Consider the following 24,419-nt stretch of genomic DNA (forward strand, 5'->3'; position numbering starts at 1 on the left):
TTTCGCCTACCATCACCGGGCGAACTGTTTCGGACCAGGGGGAAACTATGGCCAGCATTCGGGATACTCTGAACAACCTTGCCCGAGATTACGCGATCGCCTGGAGTTCAGGTGACGCCGATTCCGTTGCCAGTTTTTTCACGCAGGACGGTCGGATCACAACCAACCGGAGTGAGCCTGTCGAAGGGCGTGCCGCGATTGCCGAAATGGCCCGAGAGGTCTATGCCGATTTTCCGGATCTGGAAGTGCGGTGCGACATGATGCGATGGGCTGGCTCTCACGCCCTGTTTGTCTGGACACGTGAAGGGCATCATGCCCAGACCGGCAACTATGTTATCGCGCGCGGATGGGATGAATGGGAACTTGCACCTGACCATCTTGTACAATCGTCAGTCGGCTGGTTCGACACCGATGATATACAGCGGCAACTTTACGGCACATGACTTAGGTTGTCTTTTTGCCCGCGGTTTCTATCGCATAATTCCGCGGTATTCCCTGCGTAATCAGAAACCACTCGGATGCCTTCGTCCGCCGCTGATGCGCATCAAATGCCCGCTGATTCACAAAAACCTCTGATACAGTGAACCGTCCGGGTGTGATCTGATCCTCGACAACATCGAACGACAGGCAACCCACTTCCGCCTTTGTGAGGGCGATATGCGTGGACAGAGCGGCGCGCACATCTTCAAGGCGATCCGCTGGGACATCAATAAATCCGGTCAGAAATACTCTTTGATCCAATGTGTCAGACAAGTTCCGCCACTTCGCCGTTTCTATAGTGTTTCGAATTGAGCAGCCTGTTTATCCGTCCAAAGGACAGTAATACGGAACCCTTTTTCGGTCTGCTCTTCGGATTGTACAACATCCTGCCGGAACAACCACGCCCGCTTGTTACCTTCAGCGAAGCTCAGGTTCAGAACATCCTCGTGCCGGGCCCCTTGCAGGATTGCTGCAATCTCGGAAAGCAAAGGGGTCACGCCTTCGCCGGTAACTGCCGAGATGGCAAATATGGCCGGATCGCGATCCGCCCTTGCCAATGCAGCGTCTTTTTCTTCGGCGCTCAGTAAGTCAGTCTTGTTCCAAACCTCAAGCCGGGGGCGTTCTTCGTCGACACCAAGCGAGGTCAGGATTGCTTCGACATCCTGCGCCTGCGCTTCGGTTTCCTCATGGCTGATATCACGCACGTGAACAATCAGATCAGCGCCCAATACTTCTTCAAGCGTGGCCCGAAAAGACGCCACAAGCTCGGTCGGCAGGTTCGAGATAAAACCCACCGTATCCGACAGGATCACTTCCGGGCCATCGGGCAGTTGCACGCGGCGCATAGTTGGATCCAGCGTGGCAAACAGCATGTCCTTGGCCAACACTTCGGCCCCGGTCAGCCGATTGAACAGAGTAGATTTCCCGGCATTGGTATATCCAACCAATGCAACGATCGGATATGGCACCTTGGCCCGCGCAGCACGGTGCAACGTGCGGGTCTTGACTACTTTCTGCAACTGGCGACGCAGACGCACAAGTTGTTCGTCAATGGCGCGACGGTCGGCTTCGATCTGGGTCTCGCCAGGTCCGCCGACAAATCCCAAGCCGCCACGCTGACGTTCAAGGTGGGTCCAGGCCCGCACCAGACGCGTCCGCTGATAGCTGAGCGCAGCCATTTCCACCTGCAACACCCCTTCGCGGGTACGCGCACGGTCGCTGAAAATCTCAAGGATCAGCCCGGTCCGGTCGAGGATCTTGACCTTCCATGCCTTTTCCAGATTGCGCTGCTGAACCGGGGTCACCGGCCCATCGATCAGAACCAGTTCAACCTCGTTTTCACGAAGCCGCTCGCCCAGTTCCTCGATCTTGCCACTGCCAAACAAATAGCCGGGCTGGGCGCGTTGCAGGCGTACGATTTCAGACCCGATCACGTCCAGATCGGGCAAAGCGGCGGCCAGCGCAACCGCCTCGGCCAGCGCCGGTTCGGGAACGCGGCGCTGTTCATCTGATTTGATTTCGGGATGCAGCACCCAGGCCCTGGTGCGCGTCCGGTCATGTTCCATCAAGAGGCGTCTTCGCCCTCATACAGGTTGATCGGCTGTGATGGCATGATGGTTGAAATCGCGTGCTTGTACACCAGCTGCGACTGTCCGTCGCGGCGCAACAATACACAGAAATTGTCGAACCAGGTGATCACACCCTGCAATTTCACGCCATTGATCAGGAAAATTGTAACCGGAACCTTAGCTTTCCGTACATTGTTCAGGAAGGCATCCTGAAGATTCTGTCTGTCCGAAGCCATATTTATATAATCTCGCCATTGTTCTTGCCACGCGTTGCGGACCAACACGCTCCCTCCGGTTCAGTATGGAGCGCCGCGTAAAGATATTCCAGACGAAAAATTAAGCAGAAAAAACGGCCGGACCCAACCGCTTCAATCCCGCCACAGCGAAGGAGTGATCAGGGCGATGATCGCAAGTGTCTCGAGCCGGCCAATGACCATCGCCGCGCACAGCGTCAGCTTGGCCCCTGCGGACAGGTCTATCAACCGGATCGGAACATCAGTGGCCAGTTCAATCAGCGGACCCGTCGTGCTGAGCGTTGCGACGCTGAGCACCATGGCCTGTTCGAACCCGGCCCCCATAGCGGCCAGCAAAAGGTTGAACACTGCCAATGTCAGCGCAAAGAGCATTAGAAAGATCCAGGCGATAAACGCGCCGTCCCTTTGAATGCGTCGGTTACCGCCTCCAACCCCGCTGACTGACGAGGGATAGATCAACCTGTCGATCTCGCGCGCACCATTCAGGTACAGGGCAAAAACCCGCAGCAGTTTGACACCGCCAGCCGTAGTGGCGACCCCGCCACCGATCAGCGCCAGCCCCATCAGCAACAATCCGGGCGTTCCCAGACCAGACAATTGCTGCGCATCATCCCAGTTTGCGCTTTCAAACCCGGCGGTTGTCAGAAAGGCCAGAACAGTGAACAGCATACCCCAGATGACCTGCAATACCTGCAAAGGTTCGATTTGCCCGCCGATTTCCGTAACGCCTGCAATAACGCGAAAGAACAGTAACGCAGCAACGGCCAGCACAATCATCAGGCCAATGCGAAACTCCGGGTCCGTATCCAGGCGGGAATAACCGGATGTTGCCGTGTCGGTCGAAAATGTCAGGCGCGAAAGGGCGAAGAACAGGAACAGAAACAGGATCGCCTCGCCCGTGAATCCCGCTTGCGCGCCTTCCATACCACCCACCGGAGAAATTCCCGACGTCGCCATGACCGACATTGCGTGGCAAACGGCCGTCAGACCATTTTCGCCAGCGATCAGAAGAAGGATCCAGATCACTGCCGTCAGCCCGGCATAGACCGGGGTCAGTCCCTTTGCCACACGGAGCAGCCGGCCACGTGGATCAACGCGTTCGCTTTGCGCAACACCCGATACCGGGCGACCCGGCTGACCGCGTGCCGTGACCTCGAACCCACCTAGCGACAAAGGCGCAAGGATTGCCGCGGCGGCAATCCACATCAGCAAACCGCCCATCCATCCAACCAAGGCACGCCACAGGTGCAGCGGGGCCGTCAGGCGGTCTGGATCCGGAAACAGATCCGCCCCTGTGGTCGTAAGGGCACTAACCATGTCAAAGTAAGCGTTCAGGAATGTGGTCGTTCCCAGCGCGTCGTGAAATGGAATTGCAAGAAAGACGGGAAGAATGGTGAAACATGCGAGCATCACCGCCAATTGTCCCAAAGTCCCACGCCGTGGCACGCGATTGGACGAGGCCAATGCGATACTGGCGACCAGAAACAACCCTATGATACCGGAATACAGAAACGATCGGGATGTGTCGTGATCATCCAGCGCCAGCGCGTAAACTGCCGGAACCCACATTGCCAGTGACGCAATAGCCCAGATCAGAAGAAACAGCGGCAACCGCCGCAATAGCCCAATCTGTTGTATCCCCGCATGCGCCATCAGAAGAAATCGATTGAAACCTGCATCAGGCGTTCGACCTCAGGCACGTCCTTGGCCATGGCAAAAATCGCGACGACATCCTTTTCATCGATCCTGAGGCTGCCCGTCGGTCGCATCACCTCATCCCCTTTGCGCACGGCCCCAACCAGTACGCCTTCGGGAAAATCGATATCGCGCAGCTTTTGCCCCGCCATGGGAGAGGTTGACAGAACCTCGGCCTCGATCACTTCGGCCTCAGCATCTCCGATCGAGTAGACCTGTCGCACCCGGCCATGACGGATGTGGCGCAGGATAGAACTGACGGTGGTTGCCCGCGGATTGATATACGCGTCGATCCCCAAAGGTCCCATCAACGCCACCATGCTGGGATCATTGATCAAAGCAATCGCCAACGTGCAACCCTCGGCCTTGGCCCGCACAGCGGCCAGCATGTTCGTGCGGTCATCATCCGTAACCGCCAGCATTGCATCCGCCCTGTCGATACCGGCCTCGCTCAACAAACTGGCATCAAGACCATCACCGTGCAGCACAATCGTTCGTTCCAGCGCCTCGGCGGCGATCTCGGCGCATCGGCGATCTCGCTCGACGATTTTGGCGCGCACGCGGCTCTTTTGTTCTTCCAGAGTTCGCGCCACTTCAAGCCCGACATTGCCCCCGCCCACGATCACCACACGATCCTGACGCTTTTGGGTCTTGCCAAACACCTCCATGGTGCGATCCACGTCTTTTACATTGGTAAAGACGTAGCATTCGTCGCCGACAAACAGCTGATCCTCGGATTCTGGTGCAAACAGCGTTCCATCGCGACGCACCCCCACTACGATCGAACTGAGCGTCGAGAACAAATCGGTCAGTTGCCGCAAGGGCGTGTTCACGATCGGGCAGTCCTCATCCACGCGAATTCCCAAAAGCTGCGCCTTGCCGTCCATGAAAATCTCGGTGTCAAAGGCGGACGGGGCCGACAGGCGGCGCATCGCGGCTGCGGCCACTTCGCGTTCGGGGCTGATCACCACATCAATCGGCAGATGATCGCGCCGGTAAAGGTCCGAATGGATCGCTTCAAGATAGGATTTCGACCGCAGTCGCGCGATCTTGCGCTGGATCGAAAAGACCGAATGCGCCATCTGGCAGGTGACCATGTTCACCTCGTCCGAATGGGTCGCAGCGATGATCATGTCCGCATCGCGCGCGCCTGCCCTTTCAAGCACATCGGGGTAACTTGCAAACCCGGCGATCCCCTGCACATCCAGTGTTTCGGTCGCCCGCCGTACCAGATCGGGATTGTTGTCGACAACGGTGACATCGTTCAATTCGCCCGAAAGGTGCCGCGCAATCTGCCAGCCGACCTGACCCGCGCCGCAAATAATGACCTTCATGTTTCTGGCCCTTCTGCCTGAAAGGATTGAATGACAGATGCCCCCAAAGCGGTCAATTGAATTGTCATCGCTGATCAGCTGCGGCAAGATAAGCATATGAAAACGCTGTTTCCTATGCTCGTGCCCCTGATGGTGCTGTCCTCGTGTGGGCCACTCTCGCTTTACTATCGTGAGGGTGAAACCGTGTCACGTCTGCAAAAAGAGACCACCCAGTGCCAGCTTAGGGCGGTAAAAGAGGTGCCGGTTGCCAATCAGATCCGTCAAAGCCCGCCGACTTATTGGCCTGGGCGTACGTATTGTGATGGCATGGGTCGTTGCTATCAATCCCCAGGCTGGTGGCAACCCGGCAGGGTTTATACCGTCGATGTCAACCAGGGACTGCGAAACACGGTCGAGGCGCAATGCATGGCCGAGAAGGGATTTCGTCCGGTCAGCTTACCGCCCTGCAAGCAAAACGTGAAATCACGGGTGCCACTGGCGCGAACAACGACATTGCCGCCCCTCAACAGTGCCTCATGCTTTGTGAAATTCGATGACGGGTCGTTTCAGATCATCACACCGGGGCAATCCGGATAAGAAAAACCACTGTTCCGCATGTTTGATCAATCCAGCTCGGTCGAAGCGCGTTTGCGCCGCGCGGCTAGCCACAGATGCAGCGCCATGGCAACAGCATAGAACCCGACCACGGCAATCAACATGCCTGCTTCACTGGTCCGCCACAGAATTGCAAGCAAAACAGGTGTGCCCAAAAGGTTACCCGCATTCCCCATCTGCGCCATCGCACCATAGCTAAGCGCCTGGTTTTCGGGTGTCGAGTTCAACTGCGGTACCGCTGCAAAGCTGCCGCCCTGAACAAGCCCCAGCACCGCAAAAAGCGCAACGCAGACAACGGGCAACGGGGCACCAAGACACAGGGCGCCTATCGTCAGGATAGACAGCCCGAAACCAAGGGTAACAACGAATACGCCAGAACAAACGTTCAGCAACACTGGGACGGTAAGCCAGGAAATCACGATCCCGGCCAACGGCATCAAACCTGCGATCATCGCACTGACATCTTCCGGCAATCTTCCCGGAAGAATGGCCAGCAGCGAGACAAAGGTCAGCGTGTAAAAGAACCATCCGAGCGCCGGAGCCGACACAAATGCAGAGCGATAGGTCTGTACGTGTATGTCAATCAGTGTTCGAACGCTCCAAAAAGGATTGTTTACCAAAGCCGATGCACTGTTGGGACGGAATGATACGATCAGGACGGCGATCAGAAACATCAGAACGCCATGCGTAGCAAAATAAACCGGCAGCCCGACCTGAGCGATCAAAGGAAGCCCAAGCCAAGCGTTCAGGGTAAAGGCGACACCAAAGAAACTGCTCCACAAAACCATTGCCGCGTTGCGCCATTTTCCAATCGTGATTTGCGCAATCAGAGTCGGCGCGGCGACAACGATGGCCAGATGAGAGACCCCTTCGACAACGCGACTGACCAGCATCAGGCCTAAACCGGGGATACTGGCCTGAAATAGGGACACCGCCCCGCCAAGGATCAAGCCAAACATCAGCAACCGGACAGGCCCCACCCGCCCCGCTATCGCGCCGGACAATGCACCAAGAATCGCTCCAATCAGGCTGATGACTGACAAAAGCCAGCCAATCTTATCCGCATGCGCAGGATAGAGGGCCGCGACCTGAACAAAAGGAACCGCTATCTTGGCGAATTGGGTCGCCGCACCTAGCCCGGCAAGCCAAAGCAACAAAACCTGTAACAAGATGCGTAATGGATGGGGCATAGGCCGGTTCTACTGCACCCGACCGCACAGGAATACGCATAAATTATGCGCGTCCCGACCGTGCCCCACTGACCAGCCTAACCGGCGTTCCATCCGACAGGTACAACCGTTCCCAGGTGATCTGTCCGGCGCTGATCCGGATACGGTCGTGCCGCGCTTCGGAAGTTACAAACGACTTGGGGTTGGGCGCTTGCAAATCCCACCACCCCTCGTCCTGTAGCTCGGCCTCAGCCTGCCGGATCTCTTCCGTTGCAAATTGCCAGAGGGACACGCCAAGCAGTGCCCGTTGGGTGGTTTTCCAGTCCCGCGCCCGCCGGCGGGAATAGGCCAGGCACATATGGCTGGCCTCCTCAACCAGATGGATGCAGTCGGCCGAGTTCACGACAAGCCGTCTTAACGCGTTGTCATCCGCCCTGAAAGGAGCCAGCGCAGCAAACACCGAGTGTTGCAGATCAGTTGTCGGAATCTGAATCCCGTTTTCCCATCTGGAAACCGTGGTCTGATCGACCTCCAGAACCTCTGCCAGCGCGGATTGTTTCAATCCGATCGACCGTCGAAGTCGCTTTAACCGCCTGCCAAAAGCCGGGTAGCCTTCGACGAACCGGCCAGACCGATCAGAGTTCACCGTTCTCGCCATCCCTTCCACACATCCATCTGCCCGTGAACTATGACCCCAGACTCATTCTGCTGGTTCGGGCTCGTCGATTTGCGCGACCCGCGCACCGGATTTGTTTGAGGTCACAACACCCAGCGACTTTAGCTTGCGATGCAGCGCACTGCGTTCCATCCCGACAAAGCTGGCGGTGCGGCTGATATTGCCGCCAAAGCGGTTGATCTGGGTCAGCAGATACTCACGCTCGAACGCTTCGCGGGCCTCGCGCAGCGGCAAAGTGGCCAGCGCCCCCGACAAGACAACGCGGCCCGACTCTTCGGCCTTGTCTTCTTCGCTTGGCAGCTCGCGCGCCTCAATTGGGCCGGTGCCGTCACCCAGAATCAAAACACGTTCGATCAAGTTTTTCAGCTGGCGCACGTTACCCGGCCACGTCATTGTCTGAAGCAAAGCGACCGCCTCGTCCGACAGCTCCCGCATAGGCAACCCTTGGGTTTCGTTGCACATTTCGATGAAATGCTGGGCCAGAACCGGAATATCCTCGCGCCGGTCCTCGAGTGATGGAACGGTGATCGGAACCACATTCAGACGGTGATACAGCTCTTCCCGGAACCGCTCGGCCGCGATTTCATCATCAAGATCTTTGTTGGTCGATGAGATCACCCGAAGATCCACGCGCACTTTGTCCGAGCCACCCACGCGCTGGAATTGCTGATCCACCAGCACACGCAGGATTTTGGACTGTGTACCCAAAGGCATGTCGGACACTTCATCAAAATAGACCACGCCGCCGTGGGCTTCTTCCAGCAATCCGGATTCCACACCACGTTCGGCCGATTCCCGGCCAAACAGAACTTCTTCCACACGCTCAGGCTCAATCCCGGCACAGTTGACGGTCACGAAGGGAGCGTTTGCGCGGTTGGAGTGGGCATGGATATAGCGCGCGGCAATTTCCTTTCCAGAACCCGCAGGCCCGCGCAGCATGACGCGACCGTTTGACTTGGTAACCTTGTCCAACTGCCCCTGCATCGCCCGGAACGACGCGGATTTGCCGATCATGTCGGAGTTGTTGACCTCTTTCCGCTTCAGCGACGCGTTCTCGCGCCGTAGACGAGACGTCTCCATCGCGCGGCGGATCACCACCATCAACTGGTCAATGTTAAAGGGCTTCTCGATAAAGTCGTAAGCACCCTGTTTGATAGCAGCAACAGCGATTTCGATGTTGCCGTGGCCCGAAATAATCACCACCGGCACATCCGGGTTATCGCGTTTTACCGACTTGAGGATATCAATCCCGTCCATACGGCTGTCCTTCAGCCAGATATCCAGGATCAACAGCCCCGGCGGTTCGGAATTGATCGACGCCATGCACTCGTCCGAGTTGGCTGCCAGCCGGGTTGAATAGCCTTCGTCCTCCAGAATGTCGGACACCAGCTCGCGAATATCGCGCTCGTCATCTACGATCAGAATGTCGCTCATCTTTGGCCTGCTTTCAGTTTGTTGGTTCTAATTGCCTGCTTCTGCGGCGCAACGGTTGGGGACATACCTGCCCCAGGCAAACGGATCACAGCCATTGCGCCAAAATGGTCCTGCCCGTCAAATACGGGCGCGTCCTCAAGGGTCAGCGCGCCGCCATGCTCTTCTATAATTTTCTTGACGATCGGAAGGCCCAGCCCGGTCCCTTCGTCGCGTGTCGTAACATAAGGTTCAAACAAACGCGCCCGGTCCTCCGGCAGACCGATTCCATTGTCTGCAATGGTAATGACCGTACCCGCACTGTCGCTTAATACCGCCACCTTGATCTGTGGCACCAGGTTGCTCGGGGCGCCCTTTTCTTGCAAGGTAACAATAGCTTCCCCAGCGTTCTTAATCAGGTTGGTCAATGCCTGGTTGAGCATGGTCGCATCTACATCCGCCATGATCGGCTGCTGCGGCAGATCGGCGTCAATCTGTACGTCCGGCTGTCCCGCCTGCTGCAAAAGAACGGCTTCGCGCACCAGTTCAACCAAGTCTTCCTCTCGTCGAACGGGTTCGGGCATCCGTGCGAACTTGGAAAACTCATCCACGATACGCCGCAGGTCGTTAGTCTGCCGCACGATGACGCCGGTCATCGACTCAAGGCTGCCGCTGTCTTCCTCATCCAGTTTGCGGGCGAACTTGCGCTTGATGCGCTCTGCGCTGAGCTGGATCGGCGTCAATGGGTTCTTGATTTCATGTGCAATGCGGCGGGCCACGTCCCCCCACGCCGCCATTCGCTGTGCGCTGACCAGATCGGTTACATCGTCAAAGGCAACCACATAGCCTTCCAGCCCGCCATCCTCTCCGCGACGGATGGCCATGCGAACCAGCAGGTTTTCCAGCCGCCCCTTGCGTGTGACCTTAACCTCACCCTGAACAGCCTCCTGCCCGCTGTCCTTGAGGCTTTCAAACAAGGGCAGAAACTCGGGAACTGCAATGCCGATAGCCAGGTGTTCTTCGCCTCGTGACCAGTCCAGCAAGCGCTCGGCCGAACGGTTGACGAAGGTAACGCATCCATCCGGGTCCACGCCGACAACACCGGATGTGACCGAACTGAGCACGGAATCAAACAGGCGACGCCTTCTTTCGATTTGCTGGGTGTTTTCCAGCAGCGTGTCCCGCTGTCCTTTTAGTTGTCGGGTCATCTGGTTGAAATATCGGCCCAACATCGCGATCTCGTCGTCGCTGGCCTCTTCGATGACCTGAACGCTCAAGTCTCCGGCACCGACCCGCTGTGCTGCCGTGGTCAATCGTCCGACCGGGCGCGACAGCCGTTCGGCAAACCACATCCCCAGTGACATCGCAGCCAGGATCAGGATCAGCGCAAAGCCGAGATAGAGCAGGCCGAATTCGAACAACACCCTGCCCCGTTCACTTTCCAGCTGCTGATAGAACTGCGCCGTTTCCTTGGTGTCATCCAGCAGCGTCAACAACTGCCCGTCCACTTCGCGGCTGACATACAGGTAACGGTCCAGATAGGCGGTAAGCGGGACCAGCGCGCGGAATTCACTGTTTGGCCAGTCAGCAATGATCAGCAGCCCCTTTTCTGCCGCTTCCGTCATTTGCTCGGCTGTTGGCGCCTCATAGTTGAACAGATAGGACCGATCCCCGCGCGACCGGATTTCGCCCGTGCCGTCGATGACATAGGCCTCGCGCAACCCGCGCTGAATCCGGGCCTGCCCCTGCGCCAGAACCTCGCGGAGTTCGGCATCAGAAATGTAAAACTCCACCGAACGTGCGTTGTTCAGGAACCGCGCCAGAACGGTTGCGTCCTGCGTCAGACCACTGCGATGTTCCTGCTCATAAGCCTCTGCCGCCGTCAGGGAGGACCCGACAACCTGCCGTACGCGATCCGAAAACCAGCCTTCCAGACCGATATTCACGGTAAGGCCGGCAAAAATGGCGACCGTAACGGTCGGAACCAGCGCGAGCAGCGTAAACGCCCCGATGAGGCGCAAATGTAGGCGCGAGCCCGCCGACTTGGCCCGCCTGGCCGCAATCAGGCTACCCAACTGACTGAGCACCAAAGCCGCAACGACCAGAACATAGACTAGATCGGCTAGCAGAATCAGCCGCAATGTCGGCGCGGTCGCACCAAGATCAAAGGGACCAATGACAAGATATGTGGCAAGCGCCAGAACTGGCCCCAAGAGGACCAGCCCAAAGGTGCCGAAATTGCGCAGTTTCCGTGATTTACGCCATCGACCAATCGATAGGATCATCCCGCTCTGTGCTCGGGTTGCCACCGTCTGCCCTCATCCTGATGTGCCGCTTGTGCGGCTTACCGCCATATATCGTGATCTTTTCCTGACAGGTGCCAGGATGCCACGGTTTGTGTGGCGATATTACATCAGTTTGCGACGCCGTGTCACCTGAATATCGAGGTCAGTAATCTTTTTTCGCAGCGTATTTCGGTTAATCCCCAGTAAATCAGCACATTTTGCCTGATTCCCACCAGTTGCATCCAGTGCGATTTCGATTAGCGGAGCCTCAACCTCACGCAAAATCCGCTGATAAAGGCCCGGTGGCGGCAAAATGTTGCCGTGCAGATCGAAATACCGTCGCAGATGACGCTCGACCGAAGTTGAAAGCTTTTCACGTTCGCCACCGCTCAGAACCGGTGCGGCTTCGGGCTGGCTGCCCAACACCATTTCCACCTCGGCCTTTGAAATCTCATCTGCCCGGCTGGTCAGCCCCAAACGGCGAACAGCGTTTTCCAGTTGTCGCACATTCCCCGGCCATGAATAGCGCCGCACCAGTTCCACCGCATCAGAGCTGAGCCACCGCTTGTTTCCGTTTTCCTTCTCTTCCCGGGCCAGAAAATGTTCGGCCAGCAGCGGAATATCGTCGACCCTTTCGCGCAACGATGGCACGTGGATCGTCGCCCCGCACAAACGATAATACAGGTCCTGACGGATACGGCCGTTTTCCATCCCATCGGTCAAGTTTGTCTGGCTGGTAGCCATGAAACGCGGAGCATGATCGCCGGGCGTATCCATCATACGCACCACGCGGGCTTGAATTTCATCGCCGATATCTGCGATTTCATCTATCAGCAGCGTACCTCCACGCACCCGCGCCATCACGCGGGCCGGGCCCTCCAAATCGCTTAGGTCGGCTGCGGTGACTGTGACAAAGGGTAATGTACGCCGATCCGAAAAGTCGTGAATTGCCCGGGCAATCAGCGATTTACCCGTTCCGCTTTCACCCGAGATCATTACCGGCAGGTCGGTGTTCATCACGCGTGCGACCAACCGATACAAGGCCTGCATGACTGGCGTGCGGCCGACCAGAGGCAGCTCATCCGGACGCTCACCGCCTGCCTGTTTGGGTTCTGGCTGTGCGCGCTGCTTCTGATCCAGTGCCCGCGCCGTGCGTTTCATCAAATCCGGCAGGTCAAACGGTTTGGGCAGATAGTCATATGCGTCTGCCTCAGCCGCCTGAATCGCGGTCATGATCGTGTTTTGTGCGGAAATCACGATAACCGGCAATCCAGGGCGATCCTTTGCGATCTTCGGCAGCATCTCCAGACCATTGCCATCAGGCATGACAACGTCCGAGATCACCACGTCGCCTTTACCTTCGCCGACCCAACGCATCAGGGTGGTTAGCGAAGACGTTGCGTGCACCTTGCATCCGGCCCGCGTCAGCGCCTGAGTCAGAACGGTGCGGATTGTGCGGTCGTCATCCGCAACCAGTACGGTGCCATCCATCAGGTGCTCTCCTTCTTGTGTTCTGTTGCATCTCGCGGCGCGCGGCGCAGCGACAGTTTGAAAACGGTGCGGCCAGGCACGGAATCGGCGGAAATCCAGCCGTCATGGTCGGAAACGATCTTGCTGACCAGCGCCAGCCCGAGACCGGTGCCGTTTTCCTTGCCCGACACAAACGGGTCAAAAATGTCACCGCGGATATCCTCGGGCAGCCCTGGACCGTCATCGATGATCTCGATCTGCAACGGCAGCGAGTGACCCGACCCATCACTTCTGCGCAGCCGGAAGGAATGTTCGAAATACGTGCGCAGACGGATTGTTCCGCCCTGAGGCCCTGCGGCCTCGGATGCGTTTTTCAGCAGGTTCAGAACCACCTGAAGAAACTGGTCCGGATCGCCATAGGCCAGCGGCAATGACGGATCGTAATCCTCGATGATTGTCATATCCGCGCCAAATCCCAGCAGCGCGGACCGCCTTGCACGGTCCAGTACATCGTGGATATTGACCGGCCTGAGGTCCGGTTTCTGCAAGTTGCCGAATTGCTCGACCTGTTCCAGAAGCTTCACGATCCTTCGGCTTTCGGCCACAATAAGGTCTGTAAGTTCAAGATCCTGTGGCGAAATATTCATGCTCAGCAGTTGCGCTGCACCGGTAATCCCGGCCAGTGGGTTCTTAATTTCGTGCGCCAGCATCTCGGCCATGCCAATCGCCGACTGCGCCGCTGACTTGACCGTGTTGCCCAAGGTCATCCGGCCCGCCAGTTCACGAGGTGATATGATCATGATCATCGACCCCGGATGCCCAACCAGAGGCGCGATCTGCAACGCACATTGCAACGGCGCACGGTTCCCCGAACCAGCATCCACATCGTTTACGAACAGTGGCGTGCCTTGAGAACGGGCGCGCAGGAATGCTTCCTCCAGCGGTGCGTCAACGGCGATCTGGTCCCATACCGGATGCCCGATTACCGACCGGCGCGAGGCATTCAAAAACCCCTCGCCCGCCGAATTCACATCTGCGATGCGATCTTCTTCATCGATTATGAAGGCCGGAACCGGCAATGAGTTCCAGATGTTGGCGTTGGAATTCATGCCGCCACCTCGCCCGTATCGGCAAGTGCGTCCCCAAGCAGACGCAGGACTTCATCCGTGCTTCGCGACGTCAAAACTGCCCGGCGCAGCGGCGCAGGGGTTGCGGCCTGATCCATGTACCATCCCAGATGCTTGCGGGCGACACGCAGGCCCAGATCGGCACCGTAAAATCCCAGCATCGCCTGATAATGCGCGCGCACCATGTCGATCAGGACATTCCCGACCGGAATATCCGGCGCATCCTCCCCGTAGAGGTCGTGACTGATCTGCGCCAAAAGCCACGGTTTACCCTGCGCGCCACGCCCGACCATGACCCCATCTGCACCAGACTGAGTCAGCGACGTTCGCGCGGCGGCAGTATCCGTGATATCTCCGTTCGCAATGACCGGAATCGACACGGCTTGTTTCACGGCCCGGATCGCGCTCCAGTCAGCGCGCCCCTTGTAGAACTGGCATCGCGTGCGTCCGTGGATCGTAACCATCTGAACGCCTGCGTCTTGTGCACGGCGCGCGACCTCAGGGGCATTCAGCAGGGTGTCATCCCACCCCAGACGGGTTTTCAATGTCACCGGAACGTCAACTGCACTGACTACGGCCTCGATCAGCGTCAGCGCATGGTCTGGTGTTTTCAGCAGGGCCGAGCCGGAATACCCATTTGTAACCTTCTTGGCGGGACACCCCATGTTGATGTCGACCACCCGCGCCCCACGATCAGCAACCTGACGCGCCGCCTCGGCCATCCAGTGCGCTTCGCGCCCTGCCAGTTGCACAGCTGTATTTTCCACATCGGCAGACAATTCGGCGCGCTCCCGCACTCCGGGTTTGGCCTGCACCATTTCCTGACTGGCGACCATTTCACTGACGACCATGCCGGCGCCGAAGCGCATAACTAGATCCCGAAATGGGCGATCGGTGATTCCGGCCATCGGGGCCAGCAAAACCGGCGGTGTTACGAGTTTGTCAGCGAAGCGCAAAGTCAACGTGCTTAATCCTTGGGCAATTGCAGTTCTGATATCGAATTCTACGCATATGAACAACAAAACGACGCGCAACAAGCCTGTAGAACCATCAACTGCCTATTTTTTAATCACATGACCATAGGTGATTGCCTCTGCAATCACCGCCGCCTAAACAAACGCAACAAAATGGAGGGCGCGCGGCATGACCACAGCTGCCATCATAGTCGCCGCGGGCCGCGGCCTACGCGCAGGGGGCGACGTCCCAAAACAGTGGCGCAGCCTTGCAGGACGCCGCGTGGCAGACTGGACAATCGATCGGTTCCGTGGACAGGTTGCCCACATCGTTCTCGTCTTATCCGACGAAGACACTCTGGCCTGGAAGGAGTTTCGTGATACCGACCTGATCCTCGCCGCAGGCGGCGCAGATCGTGCAGGTTCTGTGCGCAACGGTTTAAAGGCGTTGACACATCTCGACGTGAAGCGCGTCTTGATTCATGACGTTGCCAGACCTTGCGTTTCGTCTCGCACCATTCAGGACGTTTTGAACGCGTTGGATGCACATCAGGCCGCCGCCCCCGGACTGGCGGTAACCGATGCCTTGTGGATAGGACAAGACGGGGCCGTGACGGGCACGCAAGACCGCAGCAACCTGTTTGCGGCGCAGACACCGCAAGGCTTTCACTATGACACCATCACCGCCGCCCATGCGGCGCATCCAGGCGGTGCTGCCGATGATGTTGAGGTTGCACGCGGTGCGGGGGTCGATGTCTGCATCGTATCGGGCGATGCGGACAACCTGAAGATCACCCGCCCCGAGGATTTTGCCCGGGCGGAACGCATCATGGGAATGGATATGGATGTAAGACTTGGCAACGGCTATGACGTGCACCGATTTGGCGACGGGGATCATGTGGTCCTTTGCGGTGTGAAGGTTCCCCATGATCGCGGGTTGCAGGGGCATTCGGATGCGGATGTCGGGATGCATGCTGTAACCGACGCGATTTATGGCGCATTGGCGCAAGGGGATATCGGACAGCATTTTCCGCCCTCGGATCCGCAATGGAAAGGGGCCGCCAGCGAGATCTTTCTGCGTCACGCGGTCGAATTGGCCGGACAGATGGGATATCGCATCTCGAACGTGGATTGCACGCTGGTCTGTGAATACCCGAAGATTGGCCCTCACGCCGCTGTCATGCGCGAAGAAATGTCAAAAATCATGGGCTTGCGTGCCGATCAGGTCTCGGTCAAGGCCACCACGTCCGAGCGTCTGGGCTTCACCGGTCGCAGTGAAGGCATCGCATCGCTTGCGACGGCCTGTCTGGTGAAATCATGAACGCGGCGCAGTTGATTGGCACCGTTGGCGGCGTCGGATATATACGCCCTGCCCCAGGCACCTGGGGTTCGCTGGCCGCGCTTCCGATGGCTTGGGTCCTGCACACGCTGGGGGGATTCCCATTGCTGGCAATCGCGACGCTCGTGGTGTTCGCAGGCGGCCTGTGGGCCACGCGTGTGATGACCGACGGCCAGGACGATCACGACCCGTCGGAAATCGTCATCGATGAGGTCGCGGGCCAGTTCATTGCCCTCTGGGCGATCTCATATCCGTCCTGGGCGCATGGGATCGACATTACCGCCCTCTGGCCCGGCTGGGTTGCCGGGTTCGCTCTGTTCCGCCTGTTCGACATCACCAAACCCGGCCCCGTCGGTTGGGCAGACCGTCGCGGCGATCCTATGGGAGTGATGCTGGACGACGTGATTGCGGGTATTTTCGCAGCCGTTGGCGTGATAGTTCTGGCTGGCATCACGCACGGGGTTCTGGGCCTATGAACGTGCCCGACCTGCTGAACCGCGCCAAAGCGCAGGGCGTTATGATCGCAACAGCGGAAAGCTGCACCGGCGGTATGGTCGCTGCGGCCCTGACGGATATACCCGGCAGCTCGGCCGTCGTGGATCGGGGTTTTGTCACCTATACCAACGGGGCCAAGCAGGACATGCTGGGTGTGCTGGCGGAAACCCTGCAGGTTTTCGGCGCAGTGTCCGAAGAGGTTGCGCGCGAAATGGCCGAAGGCGCATTGCGCAACTCACAAGCTCAGCTTGCCGTCGCGATTACCGGCATTGCCGGGCCGGGCGGGTCTGAATTCAAACCCGAAGGGCGCGTATGTTTCGGACTGGCCAGAGAAGGCCGGGAAACCCGAACAGAAACGATTGAGTTTGGCGCGCAAGGGCGGGATGCGGTGCGCCGCGCCGCGCGGGATCATGCGCTGGCGTTGCTTCTGACCGGGCTTTCATAACGCGCACCTTTTTTAGGCATTATCTGCCCATAGCCGCCAAAACTGTCATCACTTGAACAAAAGGCGACAAAATAGGCGACCAATTCGGGTGTTGCCTCTTTTTTCCTCACCTGCCCTCCGCTTCAAGGCTCTGCACATACACTCACTCGATCCCGGGCGTTGTCAGATGACCTGCCCGGGAAACCATGCAGGGAAAAGGAGAGCGGCCCATGAATGGAGCCGATACAGCCTGGATCATAGTTGCTACAGCACTGGTCCTTTTCATGACATTACCGGGTCTGGCCTTGTTTTACGGCGGGCTTGTACGTGCCCGAAACGTGCTCAGCGTTTTTATGCATTGCTTTGCCATTGCCTGTTTGATGAGCATTCTTTGGCTGGTCGCCGGGTACTCCATCGCCTTTGGGCCCGGTGAAAGCGGGCTTTGGGGTGGTTTGGGCAAGGCTTTCCTCAACGGTGTCGATGTGGACAGCCTTGCTGGCACTCTACCTGAAATCCTTTTCTTTGCCTTTCAGATGACCTTTGCCATCATTACCCCGGCCCTGATCGTGGGCGCATATGTCGAACGGGTAGGCTTTGGCTTTGTACTGACCTTCTCGGCGCTGTGGATGCTGCTGTGCTATGCGCCGGTGGTTCACTGGATCTGGGGCGGTGGAATGCTGGCCGATGGTGGTATTTTGGGCGACATTGGCGTGCGTGATTTCGCAGGTGGTATCGTGGTGCACGAAACCGCTGGTCTGGCAGCCCTGATCATCGCCGTCATCCTTGGCCCGCGCCGCAACCGCACGACCCCGCCGCATAATCCCGGCTATGTCATGGTGGGCGCCGCGATGCTGTGGGTCGGCTGGTTCGGCTTTAATGGCGGCTCGCAACTGGCCGCGGACGGAGGTGCTGCGATGGCGATGACCGTTACCCACCTGTCCGCCGCTACTGCCTCGTTGACATGGGCGCTTTGGGAACGCATCCGATTTGGCAAAGCCTCGATGGTGGGTCTTGTTACCGGAACAATTGCAGGTCTGGCCTCGATCACGCCCGCTTCGGGTTTTGTGGGTCCGGTTCAGGCCCTCATCATCGGTGCTGTTGCGGGCATTCTGTGTCAGGAAGCCGTCAGTCTGGTGCGCAACAAGCTGAATATCGACGATACACTGGACGTGTTCGCGGTACATGGCGTCGGAGGCATCTTCGGCACCATCATGATCGCCCTGTTTGGCCTTGGCACATGGACTGCCCAGTTGGGTGGGCTGGTTATCGTGGGTGCCTTCACGGCAGTTGTCACGTTTGTGTTGGTCAAACTGGTTGCACAGATCACACCACTTCGCGTAAACGCCGAGACCGAGACAAATGGCCTCGACCTCTCGGTACATGGTGAACGGGCCTACGACATGAGCAGCTAAGCCCACCTTGGCTGCCTGTCGCCCGCAAGGGCAAAAGCGGACCTGTCATGGGTCCGCTTTTCTTGTTTTCGCGTCTTGTCCACTTACGACACACCCAAACCACCCTGAACCTTCAGGGCAAAAAATCATCCTGATGCAGAATGCGCGTTGGTTCCTTTTGGTATAACGATCCGGCATTCCAAACCGCCTAGAAAACCGGATGCCCCCAGTTCAATCCGGCAGTCATAAGCCTTCAGCAGATCAACCGCTATAGCCAGCCCAAGGCCGCTGCCCGAGACAGAAGTATCCAGCCTTCCCCCAGAACGTAGCGCCTCGCGGTGAGCGTCCTGAGGAATTCCCGGGCCATCATCGTCAATCACAACTTCGATCCCGTTCTGGGTCCTCTTAGCCGTCAAACGGACCTTGTGTTTGCACCATTTGACTGCGTTATCCAGCAGGTTGCCCAAAACTTCTTCGATATCCTGCGCGTCCATACGCACCCAAAGACCCGGGTCGCGCTCAATTTTCAATGACTTTCCATCGCGCTCGGCCATGGTCGTGAACAGCCGCGCCAGTCGATCAATCGAATGAGACAGATCAGTACGAGAATGGGTCAAATCTGCAGTGTTCAGCGCCCGCATTCTGGCCAAAGACCGGCCCAGTTGCGCGTCAATACGGTCGAGAGCTTCCACAGCAGTATCCGTAGAACCTCCCGCTTCGGACAACAGCACCAGTTCATTGCGCATGATCGCAGTAGGTGTTTTCAGGGCATGAGCCAAATCTGCCGCCTGACGACGTGATCCTGATACGATTTCCCGATTTCGGCGCAAGAGCTGGTTCAAATCCTCGACCAGAGGAGACACCTCTTCTGGATAATCGCCTGGTCTAAGGTCTTCGTCCCGTTCCCAACGGTGCGCCACATCCGACCGCAGCTTTCTGAGTGGCGTCAGGATGATTGACGTCAGCAGTAGCGATCCAACGACACCGATCAGACCGACCAGCGCAAAAACCGGAAGCAGGTTTTGTTGTGCAGCGCGACGTTCCGCGACAAGCTGGGCCTGACTTTCGGCAACGCTTACCCCCCAGACCGTACCATCCTCATAAGTAATTCTCTGAAAGGCTCCTCGTAAAGCTTCGCTTTCCGGACCGGGCGTGTTCCAAAGCGTCGTTACATCAGGGTTCCCAGGGGGTTCGGCAATGACTTCGTCGAACAAGGAAGCCGAGGTAAAGATCTCGCCTTCGCTGTTGCTGACTTGCCAGTATCTGCCGGAATACGGTGTGCCATAGGCTGGATCGAACATCAGATCCCGCAGCGCATCCGGATCATGGGTCGTAACGCTCAACCCAACGACCAGTTGCGTGTGACGATCAAGTAGTGCGGTATCAAACCTGTCTGAAACGCGAGCATTAATGAACGAGAACACGGCCAGCGTACCGACACCCACTGAAAGGGCACCCGACGCGATCCCCCCCAGTAGAGCCCGTTGACGCAGGGATAACATCAGGCAGAGTCGATCATATATCCGCGGCCCCTAATCGTTGTGATCAGATCAGGGCCAAGTTTTTTGCGCAGACGGGTTATGAAGACGGCGATGGTGTTCGAGTCCCTGTCTCCATCGTATTCGTAGATATGCTCTGACAGTTCGGTCCTTGAGATCATACGCCCAATATTATGGGCCAGATAGGTGAGAACAGCCAGCTCCTGGGCGGTCAGGTCGATGGGCACGCCATCCGCCGTCACACGCCCGTTGCGGGTATCCAGCACAACATTTCCCATTTCAACGACGGGATTCAACTGGCCGCTCTGCCGCCGCAGGATGGCACGGACCCGCGCTGCCAGTTCGGGCATATGGAACGGCTTGGTCATGTAGTCGTCCGCGCCTGCGTCCAACCCGTCGACCCTTTCGCTCCAGCCATCGCGGGCCGTGAGGATCAGCACAGGTGTCTTGATACCCGCACTGCGCCATTCCCGTAGAACTGAAATGCCATCACGTTCCGGCAATCCAATATCGAGGATGATCATGTCATAAGGTTCTGTTGCGCCCAGATGCAAAGCTTCCAGGCCGCTGTTCACAATGTCTACGACCCGACCTTCAGCGTTCAACAGTTTCTTGATCTGCTCGCAAAGGTGCGGTTCGTCTTCTGCCAGTAAGACTCTCATACTTAGGAATTATAGGCGTGCGTATGGCAGTTTAACCATTACTTTTTACCACCACCGTTTCCGCCAGAATTGCCGCCGCCATTTCCACCAGAGTTGCCACCACCGTTGCCTCCGGAATTGCCACCACCGTTGCCTCCGGAATTGCCGCCACCGTTACCTCCGGAATTGCCTCCACCATTGCCGCCAGAATTGCCGTGACCGCCACCGCTGTTCCCACGGTTGCCGCTTTGACCCCCGTTTGCGTTGGCAGAAGACTTGCCTTGAGATTTCGCATTGGCCGAGTTTCCGGGCGCAGATTTCGCCGCTTCTGAGATTTGTTTGCCGATCGTGGACCTGTTGGAAACGACGACGCCGGTTTTTGCGTTAACAATAACACTAACAATCTTCCCGTTCGGTTTTTTGACCAGCACGCGGTAGTAAACTTTGTCGGCCTGAAAAGCACGCGCATCAATGGGCGTTCCGCCAAAGACCTGCTCGACGCCTTTAATGACGTCCTGAAGACGGATAGCGTTGCCAGTGGTTGTCGCTTTGCGCAGCTCCGCCTGCTTCAGCTCACGAACGGCTGCATCGCCTTCTCCGGGCTGGAGAACGGCAACAAGAAACAAGATGGTCAAGAGCTTCTTCATCTTCGGCACTCTTTACTGCGCAACCACCTTAACAATCTACCGATTTCAACATGAACTGGCGATGAACGACCAGTTTGGCGTGGGTTCAATGATGATCGGTTTAGATAGCACCTGTCAGATATTGATTCCGGCTAGCGGTTTTTCGTGTGTGCAGACCGCGAAATACTCTGCCGGCCCAAATGAAACTCGCGTTCGACCTACGAGGATCGCTATGAAAACCAATTTGACCGGCGTGCTGAAGGCCTCCGCTCTCGCAATCGCAATGTTGGGCTCCACTGCTATCGTGGCGGCAGTTGCCCTTCCAGATGTGGCCTACGCCAAAGACGGCAATGGCAACGGTGGAGGCAATGGTGGCGGTAAAGGAAACGGCGGCGGTAATGGAAACAGCGACAACGCCGGAAATGGCAAAGGCAACGGCGGTGGTAATGGGGCGACCAAAAGTGGTGGTTCAAAATCCGCCGGTAAGTCGGGGCGCACAACCTCTGGCGCAAAGGGTTCGAAGTCAAAATCCTCGAAGGGAAAATCGTTCTCTTTGAAAGAGCTGTTTACCGGTAAGAAGTCCAAGAAAACTCAGACCAAGACCGCACCGGCCGCGCACGCGACAAAATCCAAGGTTCAGGTCGAGGAAACGGACCTGACCGATTCCCATAAGAAGGGGAATAAACTGGCTGCCGCACTGGGTGTCCACCCTTCAGAACTGGGTGCACTGAACGCAGCCAACGCAAGTGAGAAGGCCCTTCAGAACGCTGCACCGAATTCGCGCGTCGGTCGCATTGCAACCTATCGCGATACGGTTCTGGCTGGCGACAGCATCCGAGCTGAACTTGCCGAAAAACAAGACCTTCTGGATGATATGACCCCGCCGGATCGCTCCAGCGCCGAAATCAATGACGACCTTGAGGAAGCGCTGGCCGATGTTCAGGAAAAGCAGGACATCGTCGATGATCTCGAACAGCAGCTGGCAGACGCGGGAGGCACCGATCCTGATATCGAGGACGCTCTTCAGGACGCAAACGATGATCTGCAGGCTTCCAAAGATACCGCTGACAGCCTGAATGCCGAAAAACAGGCAGCCTTGGAATATGAGGAAGCCGTGCAAGACGTCGAAGACCTGACTGACGCCGTTGAGCAGCAGTCACTCGATGAGCGCGCGGCATTGGAAGACGCTGCGAACAAACCCGTCACCGACGAGGTCGAGGCTGCTGTAAAGGCAATGCTCGGACTGGATAGCTAACAGCTTTTGCCTTCATTCTTATGAAGTGGGCAAAAGACCGGGCCAGCTAAGTGATTACCAGCCGTTTGGCTGGCCCGACTTTCTCGTAAAGATCCTGACCGCCAGGTTGTATTGCGCGCATGCCCTACGCAAGTTGGCAAAAGTTACTGAGAAAAAATATAGCCCGCTCCAATTCGGAGCGGGCTTTATTGTTCCCTGATCATGTTGATCTGGAAATCTATCGGACGTTCTGATCTTCAGAAGTCCCGGTTCGCCTCTTCAAGTCGCTTGTTATTTACGATTTCTGTCAGTGCATTTTCGATAGGAGGGAAGCGACTGCTGCTCGAATTTGTATTGCTTGAAACTTCGCCATTCATGACGGGATTATGGGGTTGCATTGTCGCACATGCATACGGCGCAACCTCAATAGCAGTCTTGATCATGCTGTTCCCCTTCCATTCAACCGGACGTGGTTTGCCCGGCCTGTGCGATCAGTATGCCCCGAACCAGTTGAACACTCAGAGAATACATTGTTCACATTATGTTAATGTTGTCGCGAAATCATGAACAAAGACTAAGCCGTTAACAAAAAAGGATAATTCCTTCTATTGTATCTGCGATCAAGTGGGACGAACAGAAAAATCAGGCGAACTCCCCCTACTCCGTAGGGTTGTTTCCCCGCACGAAAGTGGCAGATCGTCAAAGCGAACGAGTCAGATTCCCTACACGGCAATAGAGGGCAAAATTGCGGCCAAAAAAAGAAACTTACAAAACAGCCGACGAAATTGCGACACAGTTCAGCGGTTGTTCGACCGGCGTGGCACGACAAAAGGCGAGACCATGACGGCGGATAGATCCAAAAAAGATCAAGGAAAGGTCTTCAGACCGTCCTGGTAGCAATCCATTCGGTTCGCTAACCCGCGATCTGAGCAAAACCCCTGTCAGCATCAACGCTTCGGTTCAATAGATGCAAAAGCTCGATCTGGCTCGTCGCCCCTGTCTTGGAAAATATGGAACTTAAGTGCGAACGAACCGTCGTCGGGCCAATGGACAAAGTCTCCGAGATTGTCTTCACTGTCATTCCCTCTTTCATCATCGCACATACCCGAAACTCGCATCTGCTGAGTTCGGCTGGGTTATTTGGATCAAGGATTGGAACGAAGCGATTGTTGCTGTCGTATCTGGACCGGTGACCCCGAAGAACTTCGGAATTGGCAGCAACCGTTCCGGGTAAGCGTTTACTCCAGCCAGATGAAAGTGTTGGAGCCAGCGCACTTATCAGATCAAGTTCGAAGGTCTGCGGGCGAATACTGTAATGAAGCTCGATGTAATCGACCTGCGCCCCGGCTACGTCCAGCGGAATCAGGATAACCTCCACCAGCCCTTCAGGCTTTTGAGGCCGATAATGGGACATTGGTGATGCGTCGGAAAACACCAGGTCTGATAGTTTCCAGACTGAACCCGCTCTTGCAGCTGATATACACTCCCCAATAACCAGCTCGGCCTGCGTTTGCGGCTGTGAAGGCCAGATTTTTCCCAGCTGGACACAACAGCGCGCAATATGCTTTGCCTTCCAACCTTTTTTCTGCGTTCTGACAATTAGAACCGCATCAGCATTTACCAGGCGCATTAAACAATTTACGGATCGAGACAAGGAGCCATTACCGCACAGGGCCTGAGTCCACTCCACTACAAAGTCCAGACTCTCCCTCGCCTGAGCGCTCTTTAAGAAACTCACACTCATAACAATTAACC

The 24,419-nt window shown here is 57.0% G+C and carries 24 protein-coding genes; 7 read left to right on the forward strand and 17 right to left on the reverse strand.

The features are described 5' to 3' along the window. Positions 1 to 47: 47 nt before the first annotated feature. Entirely contained in the window at positions 48 to 443 is a 396-nt protein-coding gene (locus ACR3FC_RS02175) for a nuclear transport factor 2 family protein (protein WP_480473054.1), read from the forward strand. A gap of 1 nt (position 444) precedes the next feature. Here ACR3FC_RS02175 and ACR3FC_RS02180 read toward each other — a convergent pair whose 3' ends face one another. From ACR3FC_RS02180 to trkA, 5 genes are all read right to left on the reverse strand, one after another. Beyond that, on the reverse strand, positions 445 to 753 hold the full coding sequence (locus ACR3FC_RS02180) for a putative quinol monooxygenase (protein ID WP_480473056.1): 309 nt from the start codon (positions 751 to 753) through the stop codon (positions 445 to 447). A 20-nt stretch (positions 754 to 773) separates the two neighbouring features. After that, entirely contained in the window at positions 774 to 2,045 is a 1,272-nt protein-coding gene (gene hflX / locus ACR3FC_RS02185) for a GTPase HflX (RefSeq protein ID WP_480473058.1), read from the reverse strand. After that, positions 2,045 to 2,284, reverse strand: a complete 240-nt coding sequence (hfq, locus tag ACR3FC_RS02190; protein ID WP_005982826.1) for an RNA chaperone Hfq — start codon at positions 2,282 to 2,284, stop codon at positions 2,045 to 2,047. Before hfq ends, hflX begins: the two co-directional genes overlap by 1 nt. 132 nt (positions 2,285 to 2,416) lie before the next feature. Further along, on the reverse strand, positions 2,417 to 3,955 hold the full coding sequence (locus ACR3FC_RS02195) for a TrkH family potassium uptake protein (RefSeq protein ID WP_480473060.1): 1,539 nt from the start codon (positions 3,953 to 3,955) through the stop codon (positions 2,417 to 2,419). Next, a complete protein-coding gene (gene trkA / locus ACR3FC_RS02200; protein WP_480473062.1) occupies positions 3,955 to 5,331 on the reverse strand; it encodes a Trk system potassium transporter TrkA in 1,377 nt (458 codons plus the stop codon). The genes ACR3FC_RS02195 and trkA overlap by 1 nt, the downstream gene beginning before the upstream one ends. A gap of 96 nt (positions 5,332 to 5,427) precedes the next feature. Between trkA and ACR3FC_RS02205 the strand changes: the two genes are divergently transcribed. Next, positions 5,428 to 5,907 (forward strand): hypothetical protein, encoded by a 480-nt coding sequence (locus ACR3FC_RS02205; protein WP_480473064.1) that lies wholly within the window; start codon positions 5,428 to 5,430, stop codon positions 5,905 to 5,907. A 26-nt stretch (positions 5,908 to 5,933) separates the two neighbouring features. Here ACR3FC_RS02205 and ACR3FC_RS02210 read toward each other — a convergent pair whose 3' ends face one another. The 7 genes from ACR3FC_RS02210 to dusB all read right to left on the reverse strand — a co-directional run bounded on the left by ACR3FC_RS02210 (position 5,934) and on the right by dusB (position 15,045). Then, positions 5,934 to 7,115, reverse strand: coding sequence for an MFS transporter (locus tag ACR3FC_RS02210; protein ID WP_480473066.1), 1,182 nt, complete (start codon positions 7,113 to 7,115; stop codon positions 5,934 to 5,936). Between the two features lie 43 nt (positions 7,116 to 7,158). After that, positions 7,159 to 7,752, reverse strand: coding sequence for a helix-turn-helix transcriptional regulator (locus ACR3FC_RS02215; protein WP_480473068.1), 594 nt, complete (start codon positions 7,750 to 7,752; stop codon positions 7,159 to 7,161). A 42-nt stretch (positions 7,753 to 7,794) separates the two neighbouring features. Then, the gene (ntrX, locus tag ACR3FC_RS02220) at positions 7,795 to 9,204 is read right to left on the reverse strand and encodes a nitrogen assimilation response regulator NtrX (RefSeq protein WP_480473070.1); all 1,410 of its coding nucleotides are present in this window, start codon (positions 9,202 to 9,204) and stop codon (positions 7,795 to 7,797) included. Beyond that, positions 9,201 to 11,465, reverse strand: coding sequence for a sensor histidine kinase NtrY-like (locus ACR3FC_RS02225; RefSeq protein ID WP_480476753.1), 2,265 nt, complete (start codon positions 11,463 to 11,465; stop codon positions 9,201 to 9,203). The genes ntrX and ACR3FC_RS02225 overlap by 4 nt, the downstream gene beginning before the upstream one ends. Positions 11,466 to 11,588: 123 nt before the next feature. Next, positions 11,589 to 12,956: a response regulator gene (locus tag ACR3FC_RS02230; protein ID WP_480473072.1), complete on the reverse strand. Its 1,368-nt coding sequence runs from the start codon at positions 12,954 to 12,956 to the stop codon at positions 11,589 to 11,591. Next, positions 12,956 to 14,044 carry a two-component system sensor histidine kinase NtrB gene (locus ACR3FC_RS02235; protein ID WP_480473074.1) on the reverse strand — a complete coding sequence of 363 codons (1,089 nt, stop codon included), beginning with the start codon at positions 14,042 to 14,044 and terminating at the stop codon, positions 12,956 to 12,958. The genes ACR3FC_RS02230 and ACR3FC_RS02235 overlap by 1 nt, the downstream gene beginning before the upstream one ends. Beyond that, positions 14,041 to 15,045 carry a tRNA dihydrouridine synthase DusB gene (dusB, locus tag ACR3FC_RS02240; protein ID WP_480476755.1) on the reverse strand — a complete coding sequence of 335 codons (1,005 nt, stop codon included), beginning with the start codon at positions 15,043 to 15,045 and terminating at the stop codon, positions 14,041 to 14,043. The genes ACR3FC_RS02235 and dusB overlap by 4 nt, the downstream gene beginning before the upstream one ends. 160 nt (positions 15,046 to 15,205) lie before the next feature. Here dusB and ACR3FC_RS02245 point away from each other — a divergent pair, with 160 nt between their 5' ends. The 4 genes from ACR3FC_RS02245 (at position 15,206) to ACR3FC_RS02260 (ending at position 18,685) form a co-directional block, all read left to right on the forward strand. Further along, the gene (locus ACR3FC_RS02245) at positions 15,206 to 16,336 is read left to right on the forward strand and encodes a bifunctional 2-C-methyl-D-erythritol 4-phosphate cytidylyltransferase/2-C-methyl-D-erythritol 2,4-cyclodiphosphate synthase (RefSeq protein WP_480473076.1); all 1,131 of its coding nucleotides are present in this window, start codon (positions 15,206 to 15,208) and stop codon (positions 16,334 to 16,336) included. Continuing rightward, positions 16,333 to 16,830 carry a phosphatidylglycerophosphatase A family protein gene (locus ACR3FC_RS02250; RefSeq protein ID WP_480473078.1) on the forward strand — a complete coding sequence of 166 codons (498 nt, stop codon included), beginning with the start codon at positions 16,333 to 16,335 and terminating at the stop codon, positions 16,828 to 16,830. Before ACR3FC_RS02245 ends, ACR3FC_RS02250 begins: the two co-directional genes overlap by 4 nt. Next, positions 16,827 to 17,294 carry a CinA family protein gene (locus ACR3FC_RS02255; protein WP_480473080.1) on the forward strand — a complete coding sequence of 156 codons (468 nt, stop codon included), beginning with the start codon at positions 16,827 to 16,829 and terminating at the stop codon, positions 17,292 to 17,294. Before ACR3FC_RS02250 ends, ACR3FC_RS02255 begins: the two co-directional genes overlap by 4 nt. A 209-nt stretch (positions 17,295 to 17,503) precedes the next feature. After that, a complete protein-coding gene (locus ACR3FC_RS02260) occupies positions 17,504 to 18,685 on the forward strand; it encodes an ammonium transporter (protein ID WP_480473082.1) in 1,182 nt (393 codons plus the stop codon). A 125-nt stretch (positions 18,686 to 18,810) separates the two neighbouring features. Here ACR3FC_RS02260 and ACR3FC_RS02265 read toward each other — a convergent pair whose 3' ends face one another. Genes ACR3FC_RS02265 through ACR3FC_RS02275 form a run of 3 tightly spaced genes read right to left on the reverse strand, consistent with a single transcriptional unit; the run spans position 18,811 to position 21,451 of the window. After that, complete coding sequence (locus ACR3FC_RS02265; protein ID WP_480473084.1) at positions 18,811 to 20,166, reverse strand: ATP-binding protein; 1,356 nt, start codon at positions 20,164 to 20,166, stop codon at positions 18,811 to 18,813. Further along, positions 20,166 to 20,825 (reverse strand): response regulator transcription factor, encoded by a 660-nt coding sequence (locus ACR3FC_RS02270; protein ID WP_480473086.1) that lies wholly within the window; start codon positions 20,823 to 20,825, stop codon positions 20,166 to 20,168. Before ACR3FC_RS02270 ends, ACR3FC_RS02265 begins: the two co-directional genes overlap by 1 nt. 38 nt (positions 20,826 to 20,863) lie before the next feature. Next, positions 20,864 to 21,451, reverse strand: a complete 588-nt coding sequence (locus tag ACR3FC_RS02275) for a PepSY domain-containing protein (protein WP_480473088.1) — start codon at positions 21,449 to 21,451, stop codon at positions 20,864 to 20,866. Between ACR3FC_RS02275 and ACR3FC_RS02280 the strand changes: the two genes are divergently transcribed. Further along, positions 21,432 to 22,685: a hypothetical protein gene (locus ACR3FC_RS02280; RefSeq protein WP_480473090.1), complete on the forward strand. Its 1,254-nt coding sequence runs from the start codon at positions 21,432 to 21,434 to the stop codon at positions 22,683 to 22,685. The two genes, ACR3FC_RS02275 and ACR3FC_RS02280, sit on opposite strands and share 20 nt — an antisense overlap. 236 nt (positions 22,686 to 22,921) lie before the next feature. Here ACR3FC_RS02280 and ACR3FC_RS02285 read toward each other — a convergent pair whose 3' ends face one another. Continuing rightward, positions 22,922 to 23,107, reverse strand: a complete 186-nt coding sequence (locus ACR3FC_RS02285; RefSeq protein ID WP_480473092.1) for a hypothetical protein — start codon at positions 23,105 to 23,107, stop codon at positions 22,922 to 22,924. A 470-nt stretch (positions 23,108 to 23,577) separates the two neighbouring features. Continuing rightward, complete coding sequence (locus ACR3FC_RS02290; RefSeq protein WP_480473094.1) at positions 23,578 to 24,408, reverse strand: helix-turn-helix transcriptional regulator; 831 nt, start codon at positions 24,406 to 24,408, stop codon at positions 23,578 to 23,580. Between the last annotated feature and the right edge of the window lie 11 nt (positions 24,409 to 24,419).

It is taken from the genome of Ruegeria sp. AF3, assembly GCF_056536285.1.

Bases quoted from the DNA above. Each gene is read 5' to 3' on its own strand.
- ACR3FC_RS02175 (WP_480473054.1), top strand. From the start codon at position 48: ATGGCCAGCATTCGGGATACTCTGAACAACCTTGCCCGAGATTACGCG.
- hflX (WP_480473058.1), bottom strand. From the start codon at position 2,045: ATGGAACATGACCGGACGCGCACCAGGGCCTGGGTGCTGCATCCCGAA.
- hfq (WP_005982826.1), bottom strand. From the start codon at position 2,284: ATGGCTTCGGACAGACAGAATCTTCAGGATGCCTTCCTGAACAATGTA.
- ACR3FC_RS02195 (WP_480473060.1), bottom strand. From the start codon at position 3,955: ATGGCGCATGCGGGGATACAACAGATTGGGCTATTGCGGCGGTTGCCG.
- trkA (WP_480473062.1), bottom strand. From the start codon at position 5,331: ATGAAGGTCATTATTTGCGGCGCGGGTCAGGTCGGCTGGCAGATTGCG.
- ACR3FC_RS02205 (WP_480473064.1), top strand. From the start codon at position 5,428: ATGAAAACGCTGTTTCCTATGCTCGTGCCCCTGATGGTGCTGTCCTCG.
- ACR3FC_RS02210 (WP_480473066.1), bottom strand. From the start codon at position 7,115: ATGCCCCATCCATTACGCATCTTGTTACAGGTTTTGTTGCTTTGGCTT.
- ACR3FC_RS02215 (WP_480473068.1), bottom strand. From the start codon at position 7,752: ATGGCGAGAACGGTGAACTCTGATCGGTCTGGCCGGTTCGTCGAAGGC.
- ntrX (WP_480473070.1), bottom strand. From the start codon at position 9,204: ATGAGCGACATTCTGATCGTAGATGACGAGCGCGATATTCGCGAGCTG.
- ACR3FC_RS02225 (WP_480476753.1), bottom strand. From the start codon at position 11,465: ATGATCCTATCGATTGGTCGATGGCGTAAATCACGGAAACTGCGCAAT.
- ACR3FC_RS02230 (WP_480473072.1), bottom strand. From the start codon at position 12,956: ATGGATGGCACCGTACTGGTTGCGGATGACGACCGCACAATCCGCACC.
- ACR3FC_RS02235 (WP_480473074.1), bottom strand. From the start codon at position 14,044: ATGAATTCCAACGCCAACATCTGGAACTCATTGCCGGTTCCGGCCTTC.
- ACR3FC_RS02245 (WP_480473076.1), top strand. From the start codon at position 15,206: ATGACCACAGCTGCCATCATAGTCGCCGCGGGCCGCGGCCTACGCGCA.
- ACR3FC_RS02250 (WP_480473078.1), top strand. From the start codon at position 16,333: ATGAACGCGGCGCAGTTGATTGGCACCGTTGGCGGCGTCGGATATATA.
- ACR3FC_RS02255 (WP_480473080.1), top strand. From the start codon at position 16,827: ATGAACGTGCCCGACCTGCTGAACCGCGCCAAAGCGCAGGGCGTTATG.
- ACR3FC_RS02260 (WP_480473082.1), top strand. From the start codon at position 17,504: ATGAATGGAGCCGATACAGCCTGGATCATAGTTGCTACAGCACTGGTC.
- ACR3FC_RS02265 (WP_480473084.1), bottom strand. From the start codon at position 20,166: ATGTTATCCCTGCGTCAACGGGCTCTACTGGGGGGGATCGCGTCGGGT.
- ACR3FC_RS02270 (WP_480473086.1), bottom strand. From the start codon at position 20,825: ATGAGAGTCTTACTGGCAGAAGACGAACCGCACCTTTGCGAGCAGATC.
- ACR3FC_RS02280 (WP_480473090.1), top strand. From the start codon at position 21,432: ATGGTCAAGAGCTTCTTCATCTTCGGCACTCTTTACTGCGCAACCACC.
- ACR3FC_RS02275 (WP_480473088.1), bottom strand. From the start codon at position 21,451: ATGAAGAAGCTCTTGACCATCTTGTTTCTTGTTGCCGTTCTCCAGCCC.
- ACR3FC_RS02285 (WP_480473092.1), bottom strand. From the start codon at position 23,107: ATGATCAAGACTGCTATTGAGGTTGCGCCGTATGCATGTGCGACAATG.
- ACR3FC_RS02290 (WP_480473094.1), bottom strand. From the start codon at position 24,408: ATGAGTGTGAGTTTCTTAAAGAGCGCTCAGGCGAGGGAGAGTCTGGAC.